The 18514-nt window shown below is 62.2% G+C and carries 20 protein-coding genes, 1 tRNA gene and 1 pseudogene; 11 read left to right on the forward strand and 11 right to left on the reverse strand.

The window, feature by feature from the left end:
- From ACLGL5_RS23430 to ACLGL5_RS23455, 6 genes are all read right to left on the reverse strand, one after another.
- Entirely contained in the window at window positions 1–795 is a 795-nt protein-coding gene (locus tag ACLGL5_RS23430; RefSeq protein WP_019858055.1) for a TatD family hydrolase, read from the reverse strand.
- Entirely contained in the window at window positions 795–2348 is a 1554-nt protein-coding gene (metG, locus tag ACLGL5_RS23435) for a methionine--tRNA ligase (protein WP_069092137.1), read from the reverse strand. Before metG ends, ACLGL5_RS23430 begins: the two co-directional genes overlap by 1 nt.
- Before the next feature lie 84 nt (window positions 2349–2432).
- Window positions 2433–3488 (reverse strand): DNA polymerase III subunit delta', encoded by a 1056-nt coding sequence (locus ACLGL5_RS23440; RefSeq protein ID WP_069092138.1) that lies wholly within the window; start codon window positions 3486–3488, stop codon window positions 2433–2435.
- Window positions 3485–4159: a dTMP kinase gene (tmk, locus tag ACLGL5_RS23445; RefSeq protein WP_019858058.1), complete on the reverse strand. Its 675-nt coding sequence runs from the start codon at window positions 4157–4159 to the stop codon at window positions 3485–3487. Before tmk ends, ACLGL5_RS23440 begins: the two co-directional genes overlap by 4 nt.
- A gap of 76 nt (window positions 4160–4235) precedes the next feature.
- Window positions 4236–5402 carry a D-alanyl-D-alanine carboxypeptidase family protein gene (locus tag ACLGL5_RS23450; RefSeq protein ID WP_069092139.1) on the reverse strand — a complete coding sequence of 389 codons (1167 nt, stop codon included), beginning with the start codon at window positions 5400–5402 and terminating at the stop codon, window positions 4236–4238.
- A gap of 83 nt (window positions 5403–5485) precedes the next feature.
- Window positions 5486–6709, reverse strand: a complete 1224-nt coding sequence (locus ACLGL5_RS23455; RefSeq protein ID WP_069092140.1) for a septal ring lytic transglycosylase RlpA family protein — start codon at window positions 6707–6709, stop codon at window positions 5486–5488.
- Between the two features lie 277 nt (window positions 6710–6986).
- On the opposite strand from ACLGL5_RS23455, the gene ACLGL5_RS23460 reads away from it, so the two are divergent.
- Window positions 6987–7076: transfer RNA gene (locus tag ACLGL5_RS23460), tRNA-Ser, on the forward strand.
- A gap of 658 nt (window positions 7077–7734) precedes the next feature.
- Here the strand turns inward: ACLGL5_RS23460 and ACLGL5_RS23465 are convergent.
- Both ACLGL5_RS23465 and ACLGL5_RS23470 read right to left on the reverse strand, forming a co-directional pair.
- The gene (locus ACLGL5_RS23465) at window positions 7735–8190 is read right to left on the reverse strand and encodes a YidB family protein (protein ID WP_069092141.1); all 456 of its coding nucleotides are present in this window, start codon (window positions 8188–8190) and stop codon (window positions 7735–7737) included.
- A gap of 86 nt (window positions 8191–8276) precedes the next feature.
- The gene (locus ACLGL5_RS23470) at window positions 8277–9140 is read right to left on the reverse strand and encodes an ATP-dependent DNA ligase (protein WP_069092142.1); all 864 of its coding nucleotides are present in this window, start codon (window positions 9138–9140) and stop codon (window positions 8277–8279) included.
- 71 nt (window positions 9141–9211) lie between these two features.
- Between ACLGL5_RS23470 and ACLGL5_RS23475 the strand changes: the two genes are divergently transcribed.
- Entirely contained in the window at window positions 9212–9448 is a 237-nt protein-coding gene (locus tag ACLGL5_RS23475) for a hypothetical protein (RefSeq protein ID WP_245307142.1), read from the forward strand.
- Window positions 9449–9524: 76 nt separating this feature from the next.
- Here the strand turns inward: ACLGL5_RS23475 and ACLGL5_RS23480 are convergent, their stop codons facing one another.
- Complete coding sequence (locus ACLGL5_RS23480) at window positions 9525–10049, reverse strand: hypothetical protein (protein WP_069092143.1); 525 nt, start codon at window positions 10047–10049, stop codon at window positions 9525–9527.
- Window positions 10050–10219: 170 nt separating this feature from the next.
- On the opposite strand from ACLGL5_RS23480, the gene ACLGL5_RS23485 reads away from it, so the two are divergent.
- The 4 genes and pseudogenes from ACLGL5_RS23485 (at window position 10220) to ACLGL5_RS23500 (ending at window position 12026) form a co-directional block, all read left to right on the forward strand.
- A complete protein-coding gene (locus ACLGL5_RS23485; protein ID WP_141700936.1) occupies window positions 10220–10468 on the forward strand; it encodes a hypothetical protein in 249 nt (82 codons plus the stop codon).
- A 300-nt stretch (window positions 10469–10768) separates the two neighbouring features.
- Window positions 10769–11062, forward strand: a complete 294-nt coding sequence (locus ACLGL5_RS23490) for a helix-turn-helix domain-containing protein (protein WP_064985437.1) — start codon at window positions 10769–10771, stop codon at window positions 11060–11062.
- A 326-nt stretch (window positions 11063–11388) separates the two neighbouring features.
- Window positions 11389–11523, forward strand: a pseudogene (locus ACLGL5_RS23495) (sunset domain-containing protein); the annotation flags it as partial.
- Window positions 11520–12026 (forward strand): hypothetical protein, encoded by a 507-nt coding sequence (locus ACLGL5_RS23500; RefSeq protein WP_019858067.1) that lies wholly within the window; start codon window positions 11520–11522, stop codon window positions 12024–12026. The pseudogene ACLGL5_RS23495 and the gene ACLGL5_RS23500, both read left to right, overlap by 4 nt.
- On the opposite strand, the gene ACLGL5_RS23505 is transcribed toward ACLGL5_RS23500, so the two are convergent.
- The gene (locus tag ACLGL5_RS23505) at window positions 12023–12244 is read right to left on the reverse strand and encodes a hypothetical protein (protein ID WP_083246967.1); all 222 of its coding nucleotides are present in this window, start codon (window positions 12242–12244) and stop codon (window positions 12023–12025) included. The genes ACLGL5_RS23500 and ACLGL5_RS23505 overlap by 4 nt on opposite strands.
- Window positions 12245–12290: 46 nt before the next feature.
- Entirely contained in the window at window positions 12291–13709 is a 1419-nt protein-coding gene (locus ACLGL5_RS23510; protein ID WP_069092146.1) for an MFS transporter, read from the reverse strand.
- Between the two features lie 115 nt (window positions 13710–13824).
- On the opposite strand from ACLGL5_RS23510, the gene ACLGL5_RS23515 reads away from it, so the two are divergent.
- The 5 genes from ACLGL5_RS23515 (at window position 13825) to ACLGL5_RS23535 (ending at window position 18489) form a co-directional block, all read left to right on the forward strand.
- A complete protein-coding gene (locus tag ACLGL5_RS23515) occupies window positions 13825–14694 on the forward strand; it encodes a LysR family transcriptional regulator (RefSeq protein WP_019858070.1) in 870 nt (289 codons plus the stop codon).
- A 339-nt stretch (window positions 14695–15033) separates the two neighbouring features.
- Window positions 15034–15564, forward strand: a complete 531-nt coding sequence (locus tag ACLGL5_RS23520) for a hypothetical protein (protein WP_069092147.1) — start codon at window positions 15034–15036, stop codon at window positions 15562–15564.
- 412 nt (window positions 15565–15976) lie between these two features.
- Window positions 15977–16774 carry a sterol desaturase family protein gene (locus ACLGL5_RS23525; protein WP_069092148.1) on the forward strand — a complete coding sequence of 266 codons (798 nt, stop codon included), beginning with the start codon at window positions 15977–15979 and terminating at the stop codon, window positions 16772–16774.
- A gap of 144 nt (window positions 16775–16918) precedes the next feature.
- Window positions 16919–17725 (forward strand): alpha/beta fold hydrolase, encoded by an 807-nt coding sequence (locus ACLGL5_RS23530; protein ID WP_069092149.1) that lies wholly within the window; start codon window positions 16919–16921, stop codon window positions 17723–17725.
- 65 nt (window positions 17726–17790) lie between these two features.
- Complete coding sequence (locus ACLGL5_RS23535; protein ID WP_064985446.1) at window positions 17791–18489, forward strand: DUF2161 domain-containing phosphodiesterase; 699 nt, start codon at window positions 17791–17793, stop codon at window positions 18487–18489.
- The last annotated feature ends 25 nt before the right edge of the window (window positions 18490–18514 follow it).

Raw genomic sequence — 18514 nt, forward strand, 5'->3', positions numbered from 1 at the left:
TCAGGCGCTCAGTTCGGCAGGTCGCGGCATCTTGCCGAACAGGCGGAAGAAATTGTTCGTCGTCAGATCCGCGATTTCAGCTTCGCTGACACCAATCGTCTCCGCCAGCACCTTGGCGGTGTGCGCGACATAGGCCGGCTCATTGCGCTTGCCGCGAAACGGGATCGGCGCCAGATAGGGTGCGTCGGTTTCGACGAGCAGCCGGTCATGCGGCACATCGGCGGCGATAGCGCGCAGTTCGGCTGAGTTCTTGAAGGTCAGGATGCCCGAGAACGACACATAGCCGCCGAGCGAGACGCCCACCTCGGCCAGCCGGCGTCCGGAGGAGAAACAATGCAGGATGAAGGGGAAGGCGCCCTTTCCTGTTTCGTCCTCGAGAATGGCTGCCATGTCGTCATCGGCATCGCGCGAATGGATGACGAGAGGCAGGCCGGTCTGGCGAGCGGCGGCAATGTGATTGCGAAAGCCCTGCGCCTGCGCATCGCGCGGCGCCTTGTCGTAGAAATAATCCAACCCCGCTTCGCCGATTGCCACCACTTTTGGGTGTGCCGACAGGCGGATCAGCTCCGCCGACGTCACGTCCAACTCCTCCGCCGCATTGTGCGGATGGGTACCGACAGAGCAGTAGACTTCGTCGAAAGTTTCCGCGATTTCAAGTATTTGCTGAAACCGCTTCACCCGGGTCGAGATCGTCACCATGCGGCCAATTCCGGCCGCTTTGGCGCGGGCGACAATGGCCGCCCGCTCCTCGGCGAAATCTGGAAAATCCAGATGGCAGTGGCTGTCGACAAGCATCAGGCGTTCGCGCCCGGCTGTTCGACGTAACGCGGAAACACGCCTTCCGGCACGGGCAATGCCGTGCCGGGCACAAGCGCGTGGTCGGCGTGCACATGTACGAAATCACGCTTGTCCGCGGGCACCGCCAGCAGGTCAAGCAGCTTCGCTGCCGATCCTGGAATGTAAGGCTGACTCAGAAGTGCGACGCGACGCACGATTTCGGCGGTGGTCCACAGCACCGTTTCCATGCGTTCCGGATCGGTTTTCTTCAGCGCCCATGGTGCCTGTCCAGCGAAGTATCGATCGGCTTCCGCCACCACATCGAAGATCGCCGCCAGTGCCAGATGAATGCCTTGCCCGGCCATGGCCTTGCGCGCGGTGGCGAGAGCGGTCACCGCCTGATCCAGGATGGCGCTGTCGGCTTCCGTCAAAGCACCGCGCTTTGGCACCACGCCGCCGCAGTTCTTGGCGATCATCGACAGCGACCGCTGCGCCAGATTGCCGAGGCCATTGGCAAGGTCGGCGTTGGTGCGGTTGACGATCGCTTCATGGCTGTAGCTGCCATCCTGGCCGAACGGCACCTCGCGCAGGAAGAAGTAGCGCACCTGGTCGAGACCGTAATGCTCGATCATGGTGAACGGGTCGATGACGTTGCCGACCGATTTCGACATCTTCTCGCCACGGTTGAACAGGAAGCCGTGGCCGAAAACCCGCTTCGGCAGCGGGATGCCCGCCGACATCAGGAAGGCCGGCCAGTAAACCGCATGGAAGCGCACAATGTCCTTGCCGATGATGTGGGCATCGGCCGGCCAGAAGCGCCATTTATCATCGTTTTCATCGGGATAACCGACACCGGTGATGTAATTGGTCAACGCGTCGACCCAGACATACATGACGTGCTTCTCGTCGCCTGGCACCGGGACACCCCAGTCGAACGTGGTGCGCGAGATCGACAAATCCCTGAGCCCCGATTTGACGAAACTCATCACCTCGTTGCGGCGCTCGGCCGGGCCGATGAAGTCGGGCTGGCTTTCATAAAGCGCGATGAGCTTGTCCTGATAGGCCGAGAGGCGGAAGAAATAACTCTCTTCCTCGACCCATTCGACCGGCGTTCCCTGCGGCCCATAGCGGACATTGTCGGGACGGACCTCCGTCTCCTCCTCGCCGTAATAGGCTTCGTCGCGCACCGAGTACCAGCCGGCATAGCCGCCCTTGTAGATGTCGCCATTGGCGTCCATCGCCTTCCAGATCGCCTGCGAGGACGCATAGTGCCGATCTTCCGTGGTGCGGATGAAATCGTCGTTGGAGGCGTTGAGCGCGGTCGCCATGCGCTTGAAATCGGCCGCGTTGCGATCGGCCAGCTCTCGCGCCGAAATGCCTTCGCGCTTCGCCGTCTGCAGCATCTTGATGCCGTGCTCATCGGTACCGGTGAGGAAGAAGACCTGCTTGCCGTCGAGGCGCTGGAAGCGCGCAAGCGCGTCGGTGGCGATCAACTCGTAGGCATGGCCGATATGCGGCTTGCCGTTCGGATAGGAAATCGCGGTCGTGATGTAGAATGTGTCGCGTGACATGAATGAACCGTCATGAATGTCTGAATGGAAGCCGTGGCGGTGGATATCGCATCGGAATGGCGATTGCCATCCCGGTGGAGACCGTCACATTCGCATCGCAGAATTCAGGCGGTCGATCATGGTCAAGGCGTGCTGCTTCTTGTCGAGATTGTAGGTGTCGGTCTCAGATATAGCGTCGAGCGCCTCGTGCCAAGTGTCCGACAATGTTTTCGCCCTTGCGAGGTCGCCGGCGAGCGCAGCCTGGCTTGCAGCATCCGATAAAAGGTCGAGCGCCCGGCGGTTGAAGATATCGAACTGGATCGCCTGGTCGCGGCCGGCGACGGCTTCAGCGAGCCGATAGGCGCCGCCGATGTCGCTCTTTCCCTTCGCCACCAGCGCATCGAGCGTCTCGGCGATCTCCAGCCCGCCATATTGCGTCAAAAGGATCGCGTTGCGGGCGCTGCCGCCTGCCCGCTCGACTAGTGCCGCCCGCGCGGCCGGATCGTCCGGCGGCGGCGGCTCGGCGGTTTCCAGCACACCCATCAACTCCTCGGCGTCGAGTGGCGTCAGGCGTATCACCTGGCAGCGTGAGCGGATCGTCGGCAGCAGGCTTCCCGGCGCATGGACGATGAGAATGAACAGCGTACGCGCCGGCGGCTCCTCAAGATTCTTCAGCAAGGCATTGGCGGCGTTGGCATTCATGTCGTCGGCCGGATCGACGATGACGACCCGGTAGCTGCCGTCATGCGAGGTCATCGACAGGAAGCGACTGACCCTGCGGATCTCGTCGACGGTGACGACCGTCTTGAAGCTCTTGGTTTTGTCGTTCATCGGCCGGGTCAGGTGCAGCACGCCCGGATGCGCCCCGGTCGCGATCTGGCGAAACAGCGGCGAGGCCGGATCGGGACTGGCAAGGCGTTCCGGCGCCTGCTCGAAGGCCGGGTGCTTCAAGAGATGGTGCGCCAGGTGGAAGGCCAGCGTCGCCTTGCCGATGCCGACCGGCCCGGCGAAGATCAGCGCATGCGGCAGCTTTCCCGATCGATAGGCGGCGGCTAGCATGTCGGCCGCCTGCCTGTGCCCGACCAGACGGGGCGTTTCGGACGGTTCGGGCACGCCGTCCAGCGTGTCATGCTGTTCCGGCGCGATGCGTTCGAAGATCATACCGGTGCGGCCTGCCTGTTGCGCGCGGGCGCCCTCGCCTCCAGCGCCGCGAAGACGGCCGCGGTGACGACATCCTCCACCGTATTGGGATCGGCGGAGGCGTCAACGACGATGCAGCGTTCCGGCTCTGCCGCGGCGATCGCCAGAAAGGCCGCGCGGCGGGCCTGATGAATGGCCAGCGTCTCCTTTTCGAAGCGGTCGGGGTCGGCGTCGCTGCCGCGCCGCAGCGTCGCGCGCCTGAGGCCCTCGGCCGGATCGATATCGAAGATCAGCGTCATATCGGGCATCATGCCATTGATGGCGACCTGTTCCAGCGCGGCCATGAACGCCGGGTCGATCCCGCCGGTGACGCCCTGGTAGACGCGCGAGGAATCCAGGAAACGGTCGCAGAGCACGATGGAGCCGCGCTCGACCGCCGGCCGGATGACCTGTTCGACATGGTCGGAACGCGCGGCGGCGAAGAGCAGCGCTTCCATCTTCGGTCCGAATGGCTCGGCGGCACCCGAAAGCAGCACATGCCGGACCGCTTCGGCGCCTGGCGAGCCGCCCGGTTCGCGCGTCAGCAAGACATCATACTTCTTGGCGCGCATCTTTCTCGCCAGCCGCTCGATCTGCGTCGACTTGCCTGCGCCCTCGCCGCCTTCGAAGGTGATGAAAAATCCGCGCGCCAATCGAAAGGGCCTTTGTCCAGGTGGATTGTTGCGCACTAGATAGTCCGGGTTCGGGAAAACGTCCATGCCGTCGGTGCTATCGCAGCCAGCCGATCGCCAGTTCCTTGACGGCATCGAGCGCGCGCTGCGGCAATGTGCCGACGCCGATCGATTCGGCAGCGAAAAGCGGTGTCTCCTGGCTCAGCGTGTCGCCGATCCAGACGCGCAGCGCACCCACCGGCTGCCCCTCCTCCACGGGTGCCGCAACCGGCCCGGTGTAGACGATCCTGGCCGTCAGCTTGTCGCGGTTGGTGATCGGCAGGAAGATGTCGATCGGCCCTTTTGCCTTCAGCGTCACGCCGGATTTCGCACCGCCAAAAACCTGGGCCTCCCCGACCACCTCGTCCTTGGCGAAGATCTCGGTCTTCTCGAAGGAGCGCGCGCCCCAGTCGAGCAGCTTGCGCGCCTCCTCGGCACGCTCCTTGTCGTTGGCCAATCCGCTCATCGCCATGATCACCCGCGTGCCGTTGTGGCCGACCGAAGCGACAATACCGAAGCCCGAGACCTCGCTCGCGCCGACAGCCAGACCGTCGGCCCCGATGTCCATGGCCAGCAACGGATTGCGGTTCCTCTGCGAGATCTTGTTCCAGGTGAAATCCTTCAGCCCGTAGTAGCGATAGAAATCCGGATAATTGCGCCACAAATGCAGCGCCAGCAGCGCCAGCTCGCGCACCGTCGTCTGCTGGCCGTCTTCCGGCAGGCCGGTCGAATTGACGAAGGTCGATGTCTTCAGCCCGATCTGGCGGGCACGCTCGGTCATTTGCGCGGCAAAACTGTCCTCGGATCCGGCCATGCCTTCGGCAATGACGATGCAGCCGTCATTGGCCGCCTGCACGGTCACGCCCTGGATCAGATCCTCGAGCCGGATCGCCGATTTGAGCTTGGCAAACATCGTCGATGTGCCCGATGGCGCGCCGCCCTTGCGCCAGGCGTTTTCGCTGACCACGAAAGTGTCGTCGAGCTTGAGGCGCCCGGACTTGATGGCGTTGAAAACCACTTCCATGGTCATGAGCTTGGCCATCGAGGCGGGCGGGATCGGCTTGTCGGCGTCTTTCGAGAACAGCACCGTACCGGTGTCGGCATCGATCATGAAGGCCTGCGTGGCCTTGGTCTCGAAAAGCTGCGCTTGAGCTGGTACGAGGCAAAGCAGCAGCAAAGCCAGTCCCAGAAAGCCGGCAAATGGCGGAAAGGCGCGCAACTGCATGAAATCTCGACCCGTTTGCCGGTTTTGGCACAGCCAAGCTATCAGGGTTTTTTCCGCCGGATCAACCGCCCGGGCAAAATAGGTCAGTTGCGCACAGCCAGTGCATCGGGTGCGCCGTGCGACCATGCCGCCTGCAGCAATTCGTCCAGGCCGCCATGGCCGTTCGGATAGAGATTGACCGCGTACCAGTCATTGCCGTCGAGGTCGGAACGCTGGATTTCCGTTCGGCCGAAGGGCTGAAGTGCCGCTGCCACGCGCTTGGCTTCGGTGGCGTCGTCGAACGTGCCGGCGGCGACATAGTCGGCGCTGGACGGTGACGCCTGCGGATTGGACTTTTTCCACGACCGCAGGATATCGGCGGGCGACATGCCGCTGTCATCCAGCGCGGCAAAGACGTCGGCGCGCTGCACGCGTTCATCCGCGTAGGACAGCGAGGCCACAGCGAACGGCGACTGCGGCGGCAGGCGGATCTCCGGACGCTCCGGCACGATCGGTCCGAAATCGGGCAGTGCCAGATCGCCGAAAGCCGGTGCCTGCGCCGACAGGGACGGCTGCACGGCCTGACCGGAATCCGTCAGCTGGCCGGGAAACGGCACGGCGGCCGCGCCCACCGGCAGGCTTGGCGACGGTCCGTTCATGGCCACCATGACGCCGGTCGGCAGGCCGTCCGACGGATCGGGAATCCTGTTGCCCGGGTGGTAGGAGGCCATCAGATACTGGTCGTCATTGCCGTCGAGCGGCGCACGACCGACATATTCGACCTTGACCTTGGCGGTGCCGACCTTGTCGTAGTCGAGCATCTGCGCCGCGCGCTCGGAGACGTCGATGATGCGGCCCTCATGATACGGCCCCCGGTCGTTGACGCGCACGATGACCGAACTGCCGGTTTCGAGGTTGGTGACGCGGGCGTAACTCGGCAGTGGCATGGTCGGATGCGCGGCGGTCAGTTGCGCCGTGTCATAGACTTCGCCATTGGCGGTCAGCCGGCCATGGAAGGCGTCGCCATACCAGGAGGCCAGGCCGACCTTGGCGTAGTGCCGGTCTTCCTTGGGATAGTACCACTTGCCGCGCACCTGGTAAGGCTTGCCGAGCTGGTCACGACCGCCGCCGCGCCGCATGAAATTGACGCGCGGGCTCGCCTTCACGCCATATTCGGTTTCGGCGAAATATTCCTTGGAGCGATGCTTGGGATTGACCATCGCCTTCGGCTCAGGCTGCGACGCGCAAGCCGCCAGCAAGGCAGCCGACGCAGCAAGCAGCGTGAGCGTGGAAGAGCGACGAAGACGCGGGCGCGTCGTAGCCTGCATTATCCTGAAATCCCCTACAGTCTCAATCAAGATGCCGTCGTTTGAACAGCAGAGCAGCCAAAGCACTCGCTCGACAATACCAACGGCACCCTGAACCCCGATCCTTTGTGCGCAGGAATTGTTTATCACGATATTAATCGATTGTGGCCGGAACCGGGCAAGATTGTGGCATTGCCCCTGTCGCGCGGGTCGGTGAAGGAACACGCGCGGACACGCAAGCCGGTTGACAGGCCTTTGCCGGGCACACTAGAGCAGTCGAATGTGATGGACAGTCACTGGAGGGATGGCCGAGCGGTTTAAGGCACCGGTCTTGAAAACCGGCGTGGGCGCAAGTTCACCGTGGGTTCGAATCCCACTCCCTCCGCCAGATTTCTCGCATAACTATTAGAATGCGCTAATGCGATTCTCCATTCTCCTTTTTTGCCTGGGGGCCTTCTTCTGGGATTTCGCCGCCAACAATGGCGAATTCACCACTAGGCTTTGTATGCGAGTTGCCAACCTGATCCAGACGTCAGGGCTTTGACAGGTTCGGAGATCCTCCCCAGCCGTACGGGAATGGACAGGCACGCGATCGCTGGGCCCATCCGCCTCCAAACCAGCGGATGAACTCGACTTCCTTGCCGGTGACTGCAAAATCGCGTCGAGGATCGTCCGATAGAGGCTTTCGCCCTCTTCATCGATCTCGCTCCGCTTAATGCCAAGGGCCTTTGCGTCGGCGATCAGCTGTCAGTTCGTCGACCAAGATGACGTCGGCCTTCGTCGTCTCAGTGACCTTTGCGGCCGCTAGCCGACGCTTGACCCCGGGGAGGCTTCTCAACCGCTTGCTCAACGGACAGCCGCTCTTCCCGTAGCCGCGCCGTCTTGACAATCCGGCTTTGACGCTCCGCCTCAATCGCAATTTTAGCCTCACGATCGGCGCGCTCGAATCGTTCCTTGTCCACTCGTCTTCGGGTCATGGAAAGCCTCCGTTGGCTGACCGACCTTTGAATGTTGCCTCGCAGATAATGTTCCGTCGCAGGATCAGGTTAGGTCCCTGTGCGTGGTGGCACCTGATCGAGGAGTGTAATCTCATCAGTGGGTGATGGCAGTTCGCCATTTGGAGTCAGCTTGTCGACCGCCTCCGGCAAGTCTTTCGTGATCCTGGCAATCAGTTCATCGCGCGACAGGCCAGTTTGCATGGAAAGCGACGTGAGAGTCTCCTCGTCTATCGCTGTTTCGACATCCTTCGGGTCGATCGGCTGGTTCGGGTCGGGACTGACCCACGAATCCACCTTCGACCCTGCTCCCGCATTCCTGAAGCGGTCGAGGATGTCCCCCAACGCCGTCCCCGAGACACTCTTGGATACCTGATCCAAGAGCCCGCCTTGAGGATTGTTCGGATCGGTATTTCTCGCACCGCGGATCAAGTCTCCGATCTTGTCGCGATTTTGATAGGCCAGAATGCCGAGTATGGCGACAGCCATTCTTCCAAGATTTGCCATTGGTTTTCCTCCCTAGGGTCACAAGGAGAAGGTTTCGTGCTGGCAAAGGTTCCACCTGTTCGGGTCGGGTAGAGCGTCCAATGCGTTCAGTCCGTCTCCAGCCGGAAATCCTGCAGCGAACCGTGCCGCAGATCCTCTTCGCCGCGCAAGTGCTTCACACGGCCAATGATGCCAGGCTTGACCCATTGCGTCGCCGGTCGCTTCATCCCCTGGGGCGCAGGCCCGGCATGCTCCTGGACACGCTTCCACAGCCGCTCGCGGATAGCCTGGCTGGAGTTGATGAAGGCCGAACCGACATAGCGGCCGGTTTTGCGATCGGCCATCAGGGCAAAGGCCGGCTTGCCGGCTTCACGCTCGACGCCAATCAGCTCGTATTCGTCGACAGAGTAGCATTTCGCCTTCAACCAGCTCGTCGACGGACCGCTGCGGTATTTGCTATCCTTGCGCTTCGAAACCATGCCCTCAAGCCCAGCCTGGTCGAGCAGATGGAAGATGGCCTTCGCTTCGCCCGGCAATGGCTCGCTGAACTGAATACGCCCGCCGGGCTCGATCATGCTGGTCAGGATCTCGCGGCGCTCCTCCAGCGCCATTTCGCGAAGGTCGTGGCCGTTGAGGTGCAGAAGGTCGAAGGCCACGAAATACAGGTCGTGTTGCCGCCTGGTGATCGCCTTTCGCAGCTCGCCGAAGTCGGACAGGCCGGCCTCGTTCAAAACGATGATCTCACCGTCAACGATCGTATTGTCGGCGCCGATGTTCGCCGCCTCTTTCACCAGGTCGCGATATCTGGCCGTCCAGTCGTGACCGTTACGCGTGTAGATCCTGGTGCCGTCCTCATCGATGATCAGTTGCGAGCGGTAGCCGTCGAACTTCACCTCGTGAATCCAGCCGTCGCCTTCTGGAGGCTGCTCGACAAGGGCCGGCATCAAGGGAGCGATGAACCTCAAACGCATGCACAGGACTCACAAACCGCTATTCAATTAGCCTGCGCTAAAATAGTTCCGGAACATTTTAGACGAATTGCATGTTTGAACGTGATGAAGATCGAAGCCGACGAATGCCGGGCAGCCCTAACGCTTATCCGGCGCACGATCGAGGAACACTGCCCGCCGGCGTGCTGCCGAGCGAGGAAGCGGTGAACGGCCTCTATGGGCCGGAGTTGATTCATGAGGCGGAAGCGCTGGCGGCTGCCATCGTCGCTACTATCGAAAAGATGCAGTTGCGCGTGATGATGAAACCGCCTGCCCCCAGCATCAAATAGCAGGCCAGGAAGCCCACCATCGCGCGTTTCGGCTGGCCGCCGCTCTAAGCGTAAGCGCGGCTTGCTGCGGGCCGCATCAATCGGGCAAATAGCCGCCGATGCATATCTTAAGGGGTGGGGATCCTTCCCGAGCTCTTATTGCGCAAGCCGTAGCGATCTTGGCCTTGACGTCGTTGATTTGCATCTGCAGTACGTTGAGCTTCTCAACAAGCTCGGGCATTCGAGCGACCGTTTCCTCAACGAACTTCATCGCGGGGGCGCAAGCCAGATACTCGCCTCGCAGATGATCTGCCGCATCACGTTCAGCGCTTGCTAGCATTCCCGGGCTAAAACTATCCTGATGGCGAGCGGTCTCCTTCAACGTGACGCCGACAACATTGGCGTACGACTTTGCAGGGAAGCAATATCGGTCAATCGCTTCCGCGTAAGCCCATGCTCTGATGAACGGCATTTCCTCGATCTGGCCCGTGATGCCCCTGACAAGCCCTTCAAGTTCAGGTGTCCAGTTCTCGAGAATGACGGTAGCCTTGCTGTTCCCGCGAAGCAGGTGACGATCAACAGGCAGAAAGCAATGGCCCGTTTCATTGCCCGGCTCCCCCAAAAGACCGAACTTAGACCGGCTAGCCGCGCCGCGCCAGCGCGCGTTTCCCTCTGCCCGCTCTCCTTACGCCGCCGAAACGTCCGGCTCGCTCATGCGCTTGCCTGTGCGCCCAATAGCAGTCGCGCCGACCCCCACCCTGCGATACAATGTGGGCGATGGAGGAGGTGCGTATGAGAAAGGCATTATTGACGACTCTGACCGTCTTGATCGTAAGCGCCATGGCCTTCGCGCAGCCGGCCATGGCCAAGGGGAAGGGCTTCAAGAAGCAACTCCGACAAGCCGCCGACGAAGCAGCAATAGCAGCCGGAACCGCCACTCCCGAACAAAAGGCAAGGGACGCTAAACGCAAGAAGAGACAGGCCGAGCTTGAGGCTATCCGTGCCAAATTGCACTCTGCCAGCGACCCGAACAAAAACTGACTGGCCTTGACGGCCTGCTGCGTCTGATAGGCCCGTGCCAGCACCATGCACCGTACGTAGGGCCATGCCGCGGCTCAAGCCCGGCTGCTTCTCTACCCACGGCCCGAAATGGCCATGCGGCAACTGTGCCTTGACCTTGAGCAGCCAGCGGCTGACGGCGAGCTTCTGGTCGACGGATAGGTGGCAGCGTGGAATTGCCCGAGTGTCGGCCGGCGCCGGGTCGCCCAGCGGCACGACATTGCTCAGCGACATAAGGGCGAGTCACGGGAACATTTTAGCCGTGTTGAATGTTCCGTGCCTATGGACAGCCGACACCTCCTCACAGCAGATCAAGCAAGGGCAGCGCGAGCCCTACTGAACTGGTCGCGAGTGCGCCTCGCCGCAAAAGCCAATCTTAGCGAGATGACGATCGCCGTTCTTGAGAACGGCACTAGGAAACCCCGTCCCCACAACATCACGGCCATTCGCAAAGCATTTGAGGACGCCGGAATTGTCTTCACCTCGGAAGGCTCTTCATCGCTAGCCCGCCCTGAAGGTGACAGCGGTCTCGTCACCGACAATAGAATGTGGCGCGGCCGGCAGAGAAAGGCGTAGTGGCAACTAGAGCAGCCTGGCCGCCCACCAATGGCTAGCTTTAGACTGTCTCGTTTCGGGACGAAAAATGTTGGCACCCGTTTTGCATTGCAGAGATTGCCGGTGCTCCTCCCACCGGTCCTGATCGGGGATCAGGAAGTAAACTTCGCCGGGCTTGAGGTATTGGGGTTCCTCGCCCGGCGAGTTTTCTGTCAATGCAGCACAATTGGCACCGACAACAGTTTAGCGGCGTCTGATGTATGGACTCACACGTCGATTGGAAGCATTCTGGGGGGAAATTGGACGTGGCAAAGTCCAGCATCAAATAGTTCGTGAGCAGGCTGACCAATGGGGAGCGCGTTTACCACGTGCCCGGCCAAGAACATTACTGGGAAACGCGGATAAGCCCCCAGTATGGCGAGCGATGGTTTTGCACCGAGGACGAGGCGCGCGCGGCCGGCTGGCGCAAGGCTCGGCGATGACGGACACCAGTCAATGGCCGGCCGCCCCGGTCTACACTCCTCATGATTACGCACTCATCCTCAAGCTTTCGGAAGTCGGTGATCTGCCGCCGACCTGGGAGGAGTGGTGGGAAAGTTTCAAAGCGTCTGAAGTTGAGCAACGCCGCCAAGGCTTTCCCGCCATCAGAGTGCAGGTCCACGCCGGCAAATTCAAAGCCTGGCTGCGGGCCAATTCCCTTTCGTCATCGGAACAGACCCGGCAGCAATTCGCTCAGCAGCGACTTGATATGAAACGAGCCAGGAAGGCAGAGCGTCGAATTCCGAAGCTTTCAGCGCCGCCCTCCTGGACGGTTCCGCCGGCCCTTCCTACGCACTGGACGCACAGGCCGTTAGAGGTGCTAGCCTATCTCCTACTGGCGATCGCCATAGGCTCTTTGCTGCTCGCGCTGTTTGACCCTATTCGCGCCGCTCGCGGTCTCGATATGATGGCCGCCGTCATATCCACGCGCGCGCCGGGGCGTTAACGGCTTGTTGGCGAGTGGCTGTCTAGCATCTGCTGATGGAAGCCACGTTCGAAGACCTGATCCAGGCTGTGAAAGCGTCGCCAAGGAGCACTCGGGTTGCCATTGCGCTGGCCGCCTTTGCCGTCCTCGCTATCTTGGCCGGCGCGGGACTTCTGTTGAAAGGCGCCGTTCACGACGAGCCGCAGCGGCCAACTATCGATATCGGCCAAATACTTCACCCTGGAGTGGTTTAAAGCTAAGCCCGCCAGCATGAGCCCGGGCCGGTCACGGCCTTGCGGGCGCGCAGATCCAGCCGATCGCCGATCCTGCGGCGAAAGCGTAGACAACTGCAGCCATCACCGCGACAATCCATAGAGCCGCGGGCAGGTTTGGCGTTAGCGTCGAGGCGGCGCTCGCGGCGGCGACGCCGAGCAGGCTCCCGGTCTGGCGCAGCGCGTTCAAGAGACCGGATGCCACGCCCGACGCGGCCTCGGGAACCTGCTCGATCACGGTGGCGATCACCGGGGGCACGGACGTGGACGTGCCCGCACCGAAGATGGCAAGCGACCCGACGATAGCCGGCCAGGGCGCATGGCCGACCAGCAGCCCGGCTGCCAGGGGCGCGGAAAGGGCCGCACAGATCAAGCTGCCCGCGATGAGGCGCTGCGGCGACACTTTCGCCTGGAGCCTGCCCGCGATCACATTGCCGACCGACAGGCTCGCCGCGACGGGCAGCAGTGCAAGCCCGGTTCGCCTGGCGTCGAGCCCGTAGTCGCCGTGCAGATAAAGGCTCAGGATGAACAGCATGCCGAAATAGCCGACATAGACGAGGCAACCGACAAGGTTGGCCGCGAGAAAGGTCGGGTTTCGGAACCACACGAGCGGGACCATCGGATCGCGAGTGCGGCGCTCGATCAGGAACCAGCCTAGGGCGGCGCCGACAGCGATGGCCGCCGCAAGCCGGATCGCAAACGACCCTCCTCCCCGTTCCGGCAATTCGATCGCGGCGAAGCAGAGGGCGCCGAGCATGACGATGCTGGTGAGTTGCCCGCCCCAGTCGAACCGCTTCGTCGGCTGCGTCGATCGGAGCCGCACGATCCGAATCGTCAGGCCAAATGCCAGCAAGCCCGCCGGCACGTTGACGAGGAAGACGCTGCGCCAACCAAAACTGCCAACCAGCAACCCGCCGAGCACGGGTCCGATCGCCGCCGCGACCGAGGCGATGCCGGCCCATGTCGCGATCGCGCGCGCTCGTTCGTCGGGATCGTCGAAGGTTTCCCGCACGACGGCCAGCGAAGCGGGCAGGAACAAGGCGGCCCCGACGCCCTGCGCCAGCCGGGTCGCGACAAGCCACGCGACCGCTCCGGCGGCGCCACACAAGACGGAAGCGAGGACGAACAGGGCCAGCCCGGCGAGATAGACGCGCTTCGCGCCCCAGCGATCCGAGAGAACGCCTCCGGCGAGGATGAGTGCCGCCATGCTCAGCGTGTAGGCATCGACGATCCAGGCGAGGTCGCCAACCGTCGCATCGAGATCGGCGCGCATTGCCGGCAGTGCGACGTTGACGATCGTGGCGTCGAGCACCGCCATGAACATGCCGCCGGCCACGAGCCACAAGGTGAACCTGCGCCGCCTCGCCGAGATTGCGTCGTCGGTACCGGCTGAACCAGCGCGGCTGTCTTCCAGTGTTTCGCATCCTGTCATCGGACACCTCCTGCAGGTTCCAATCTAGGGAGGCATTTGATGCGATAAAGCAGTATATCTGCCTTTCTCTGATGCAAACTTGCATCATCCACTTCGCGTCGCCGGGAGGGTCACGATGAACTGGGACAATGCACGCTTCTTCCTGGAGATTGCGCGGGCGGGAACGCTGCGCGCCGCCGCGCGCAAGATGCGCGTCGATCAGGCGACGGTCGGCCGCCGGCTGGCGGCGCTGGAGGACGAACTCGGCGCGCGGCTGTTCCTGCGCACGCCGTCCCTTTATGTGCTGACGCCGGCCGGCGAAGCGCTGGTCGAACCGGCCGAAGTGATCGAGCGGTCCGTCGCGCAGATGGAGCGACGGGTGATGGGCATCGACGAACGGCTGATCGGCACGGTGCGGGTGGCCACGACCGACTCGCTCGGCAAGCGGTTCGTCATTCCGGCCATCGCCCGCATGCGCGCCGAACATCCCGGCATCGAGGTCGTCTGCCTGACTTCTCAGGACGTTGCCAGCCTGACCCGGCGCGAGGCCGACATCGCCATCCGCACCATCCGGCCCGACGCGCCCGATCTGATCGTGCGCCGCCTCGCCACGCTCAAAACCGGAATCTATGCCTCCCGTATTTATCTCGCCGCCCGTGGCACGCCAGCCCCCGGCGACGGGTTTGCTGGCCACGATCTCGTCGTCTACCAGCAGCCGGTGGTGCCGACGATGCCTTCGGTCCTCTGCGGAGAGCCGGCCGGCGCCGGCAAGGTGGTGTTCCGCACATCATCATCCGTCACCCTTGTCGAGGCGACGGCAGCCGGCATCGGCGTTGCCGAACTGCCCTGCTACCGCGCCGACGCCGAGCCGGAGCTGGTGCGGATCATGCCCGAGCGCTCGGCCGATTTCGACGTCTGGCTCGTCGCTCACGCCGATCTCTACAAGACCGCGCGGATCCAGGCGCTGATCCGCGAACTGGTCGGGGCGTTCGATCCGGCCGCGTGATGATTGGAAGTGAATGCGCTGAAGGACCGTGGCACGCAATGTCCGCCGAACCTTGCCGATTGCCGCATCGGGCGCGGCCAATACCTTGGACAAAGATGTCGAGGATGACGGCTGGTTCAAGCGGATCGCAACGGTTAGCGATGGCGGAATAGCTCAAGGATATCTCCTCCATCAGCTTACCCGCAAATGCGTTTGCGTTGCCATATTAGGTTTCGCGCATGAATAGGAGTAGAGTCTTCATTGGCGCGCACTAGGCATGGGGCAGCAGCCAACTCCAAAGAGCGGGAGCTGACCGTTGTGACGCGCAGATCACCCTGACGCTCGCGAGGGGAGTAAGCAATGCGCATCCATTCAAGCCGTGTGTTTTTGGCATCTATTGCCGTCGCTTGGGTATCTGCCGCCGTGGCAGCCGACAAAACCGATGAGCAGCTGATTGAGAATGCGATTTCGGCAGCACCTGAGGCAGTCGGCAAGAATGCCGCTGTCGTGAACTGGGAGATGAAGACGCTCAGAAAGGGCACGAATGGCTTCACTTGCATCCCTGACGACCCCGGCACTCCCACAGACGATCCCATGTGCACAGATGAGAACGGGATGGCGTGGATGCACGCGATCATGTCCAAGAGCGCGCCGCCCGAAGGCAAGGTCGCTTTCGCCTACATGCTGAAGGGGGGCGATGCGGCGAGCAATGCCGATCCCTATGCCCCTAGGCCGCCTGCAGACGGCAAATGGGTACACGATGGCCCCCACGTAATGGTCATGAACGCCCCGACCATAATGGCGTTGTATCCCCACGAGCCGGATCAGACACAGCCATATGTCATGTTTCCCGACACGCCCTATGCGCACCTGATGATTCCAGTGAAATAGTCCAGATCGGAAGCCGCCGCCTTTACGGCGGCAGGTCACCTCAAGGACGGAAGTCTGGTTGGTCAAGCTCTCGGCCATAACGTGCATGGCGGGGTGTCCTGTGCTGACCGTAGGCCACACGACAACAAGGACAATTCGCGACTGCCAAGATGGAAATAGAAAACCCCGCCGGCAGGGAACCGGAGGGGTTAGTCCTGGGAGGACGCGCGGCACGCGCTGCGTTCGTCGACCGCGCCTTGTCCACATATCGCCCGGTTACGACACCGATGTGACACTCTCGCCCCGATCCCATGGCTCGGCCATGCCTATGGCTCGGACACCGGCATCAAGCCTTTGGAAAGGAGAAATGTGGTTCTCTCCCGGAAGCCGAGGCGCGAGCGTTCTGGCTAAAGACGGCAATAGAGGCGGGCGAATGGACATATTTGGCATCAAGGGGCTGTTGATTTGCGCACTGATCTTCATTCCGTTCGAACATCTGTTTGCCGAGCGGCCCCAGAAGGCACTGCGCAAGGGCCTGGGTGTCGATCTGATCTATGTGCTGTTCAATGGGCTTATCGTAAAAACGGTCATCGTTCTGATCGCGGCCAACACACTCGAAGCCGCTGCGATCCTCGTTCCGCAATCGATCACGCAGGCCGTCGGCGGCCAGCCCGTCTGGCTGCAGGTTCCCGAAATCATCCTGATCACGGATATCGGCGTCTACTGGGCACACCGGGCATTCCACACAATCCCGGCGCTTTGGAAATTCCATGCGGTGCACCACGGCATCGAGGAACTGGACTGGCTCGGCGCATTCCACTCCCACCCGGTCGACGCCATCCTGACAAAGGCATTGTCGCTGACGCCGATCTTTTTCCTCGGCTTCTCCGAAGCCTCGATCGCCATCTTTTCAGTCATCTACTTCTGGCACACGCTGCTCGTTCATTCGAATGTGCGGATACCGTTCGGCCCCTTGAAGTGGTTGATCGCCAGCCCGCAGTTCCATCGCTGGCACCATGCCAACCAGCGCGAGGCCTATGACAAGAACTTCGCCGGGCAATTGCCTGTCCTCGACATGGTGTTCGGCACCTACAATGCCACCGGCAACAAGGTGCCGGAAAAATACGGCGTCGATGATCCGATCCCCTCCAGCTATCTCGGGCAGGTCAGCTATCCGCTCCTGCCGGGCGAGAAGCGATCGAACCGACCAGTGCCGAGCACCGAAGCCTAACGGCTGACACCAACGCGCAGGACTTGTGCCGCTCGAAACTGGCGGTGTCGCCAGGTGGCAGCAGACGTTCCGTCGCGGGTTGGTCTCGGCTGATATCGGCAATAATTGTGGGTCCTGCGCATTCGCCTCTGAGGCTTTCCCGGCATGGACCATCACGACGACGATCTCAGGAAATTCGAAGCGCATGGCGCGACGCCCCTGCCGGCCGCAAGGGACGAAGGCCGGGTGGCATATGAGGGCGCAAAAATCTGGTACGCCACGTTTGGCGCCGGCTTTCCGGTGATCCTGCTGCATGGCGGCCTCGGTCACAGCGGCAATTGGGGATTTCAGGTCCCCGCGCTGGTCAAGGCCGGCTACCGGGTCGTGGTGATCGACAGTCGCGGCCATGGGCGCAGCACCCGCGACGAACGACCGTACAAATACGAACTGATGGCTTCCGATGTCTTGGCCGTGATGGACGCGCTGCACTTGAAGAAGGCTGCTGTGGTGGGGTGGAGCGATGGCGCCTGCGTCGCCCTGATCCTTGGCAGGAAGGCCGCCGACCGCGTCACCGGCGTGTTCTTCTTCGGCTGCAACATGGATCCGAGCGGCACCAGGCAATTCGAGCCCAGTCCGGTCATCGATCGCTGTTTTGCCCGGCACGCCAAGGACTATGCCGAATTGTCGGCGACGCCGGACCTGTTCGACGCATTCGTTAAAGCCGTCGGCCTGATGATGAAGACCGAACCCAACTATACCGCCGCCGACCTGGCGCGGACGCGCGTGCCCGTGGCGATCGTTCACAGCGAGCATGACGAGTTCATCAGACACGAGCACGCGAGCTATCTCGCCCGCAGCATCCCGGCATCGGAATTGATCATCCTGCCCGGTGTCAGCCATTTCGCGCCGCTGCAACGGCCCGGGCAGTTCAACAGCGTGCTGCTGGCCTTCCTCGAAAACATTCATTCTTGAACGTCGGGTGCGCGCCCCCAGGAGCCGGAAGGCTTTTTCGCGTCGAATCGGCTAAGCCTTGAAGCATGAACGAGACCTCACTTTATGCGCCGGTGAAGCGGTTCCTCGAAAGTCTCGACTTTGTCGTGAAGGGCGAGATCGGCGGTTGCGACATCGTCGCGCTGCGCGAGGGCGAACCGCCGGTGGTCGTCATCTGCGAATTGAAACTGCAATTCAATCTGGAATTGGTGCTGCAGGGCGTCGACCGCGCGGCCGCTTGCGACGAAGTCTGGCTGGCGGCGCGCATGTCGGCGCGCGGCAAGGGACGCGAAAGCGACGCCCGGTTCCGCAATCTCTGCCGCCGGCTTGGCTTCGGTGTGCTTGGCGTGACAGCCAACGACAAGGTCGAGGTGCTTGTCAGTCCCGCCGCGCCGGAGCCGCGCAGGAATGCGCGGCGGCGATCCCGCCTTGTCGACGAGCACCAGCGTCGCCGCGGTGATCCTGTCGCCGGTGGAGGATCGCGCAATCCGATCATGACCGCCTACCGCCAAAGTGCCCTCACCTGTGCAGCCGCGATGGCGGACGGACCCAAACGACCGCGCGATCTGAAGGCCTTGACGCCGATCGCGCCGAAAATCCTGCAGCACAATGTCTATGGCTGGTTCGCCCGCGTCGACCGCGGCCTCTACGATCTCACCGATGCTGGCCGCGCCTCGCTGGTCCGTTGGCCGCAGACACCGCATGATGATGTCCGACACGAGATTTTGATTGCGTCGACCGCCTGAATGCCGGGGCTTGCCAGCTATGGCG

Source organism: Mesorhizobium sp. U510 (assembly GCF_059180695.1).

Bases quoted from the DNA above. Each gene is read 5' to 3' on its own strand.
- ACLGL5_RS23515 (WP_019858070.1), top strand. From the start codon at position 13,825: ATGAACTGGGACAATGCACGCTTCTTCCTGGAGATTGCGCGGGCGGGA.
- ACLGL5_RS23485 (WP_141700936.1), top strand. From the start codon at position 10,220: ATGAGAAAGGCATTATTGACGACTCTGACCGTCTTGATCGTAAGCGCC.
- ACLGL5_RS23450 (WP_069092139.1), bottom strand. From the start codon at position 5,402: ATGCAGTTGCGCGCCTTTCCGCCATTTGCCGGCTTTCTGGGACTGGCT.
- ACLGL5_RS23465 (WP_069092141.1), bottom strand. From the start codon at position 8,190: ATGGCAAATCTTGGAAGAATGGCTGTCGCCATACTCGGCATTCTGGCC.
- metG (WP_069092137.1), bottom strand. From the start codon at position 2,348: ATGTCACGCGACACATTCTACATCACGACCGCGATTTCCTATCCGAAC.
- ACLGL5_RS23455 (WP_069092140.1), bottom strand. From the start codon at position 6,709: ATGCAGGCTACGACGCGCCCGCGTCTTCGTCGCTCTTCCACGCTCACG.
- ACLGL5_RS23440 (WP_069092138.1), bottom strand. From the start codon at position 3,488: ATGATCTTCGAACGCATCGCGCCGGAACAGCATGACACGCTGGACGGC.
- ACLGL5_RS23500 (WP_019858067.1), top strand. From the start codon at position 11,520: ATGACGGACACCAGTCAATGGCCGGCCGCCCCGGTCTACACTCCTCAT.
- ACLGL5_RS23475 (WP_245307142.1), top strand. From the start codon at position 9,212: ATGTTTGAACGTGATGAAGATCGAAGCCGACGAATGCCGGGCAGCCCT.
- ACLGL5_RS23470 (WP_069092142.1), bottom strand. From the start codon at position 9,140: ATGCGTTTGAGGTTCATCGCTCCCTTGATGCCGGCCCTTGTCGAGCAG.
- ACLGL5_RS23525 (WP_069092148.1), top strand. From the start codon at position 15,977: ATGGACATATTTGGCATCAAGGGGCTGTTGATTTGCGCACTGATCTTC.
- ACLGL5_RS23430 (WP_019858055.1), bottom strand. From the start codon at position 795: ATGCTTGTCGACAGCCACTGCCATCTGGATTTTCCAGATTTCGCCGAG.
- ACLGL5_RS23535 (WP_064985446.1), top strand. From the start codon at position 17,791: ATGAACGAGACCTCACTTTATGCGCCGGTGAAGCGGTTCCTCGAAAGT.
- ACLGL5_RS23530 (WP_069092149.1), top strand. From the start codon at position 16,919: ATGGACCATCACGACGACGATCTCAGGAAATTCGAAGCGCATGGCGCG.
- ACLGL5_RS23520 (WP_069092147.1), top strand. From the start codon at position 15,034: ATGCGCATCCATTCAAGCCGTGTGTTTTTGGCATCTATTGCCGTCGCT.
- ACLGL5_RS23490 (WP_064985437.1), top strand. From the start codon at position 10,769: ATGGACAGCCGACACCTCCTCACAGCAGATCAAGCAAGGGCAGCGCGA.
- ACLGL5_RS23510 (WP_069092146.1), bottom strand. From the start codon at position 13,709: ATGACAGGATGCGAAACACTGGAAGACAGCCGCGCTGGTTCAGCCGGT.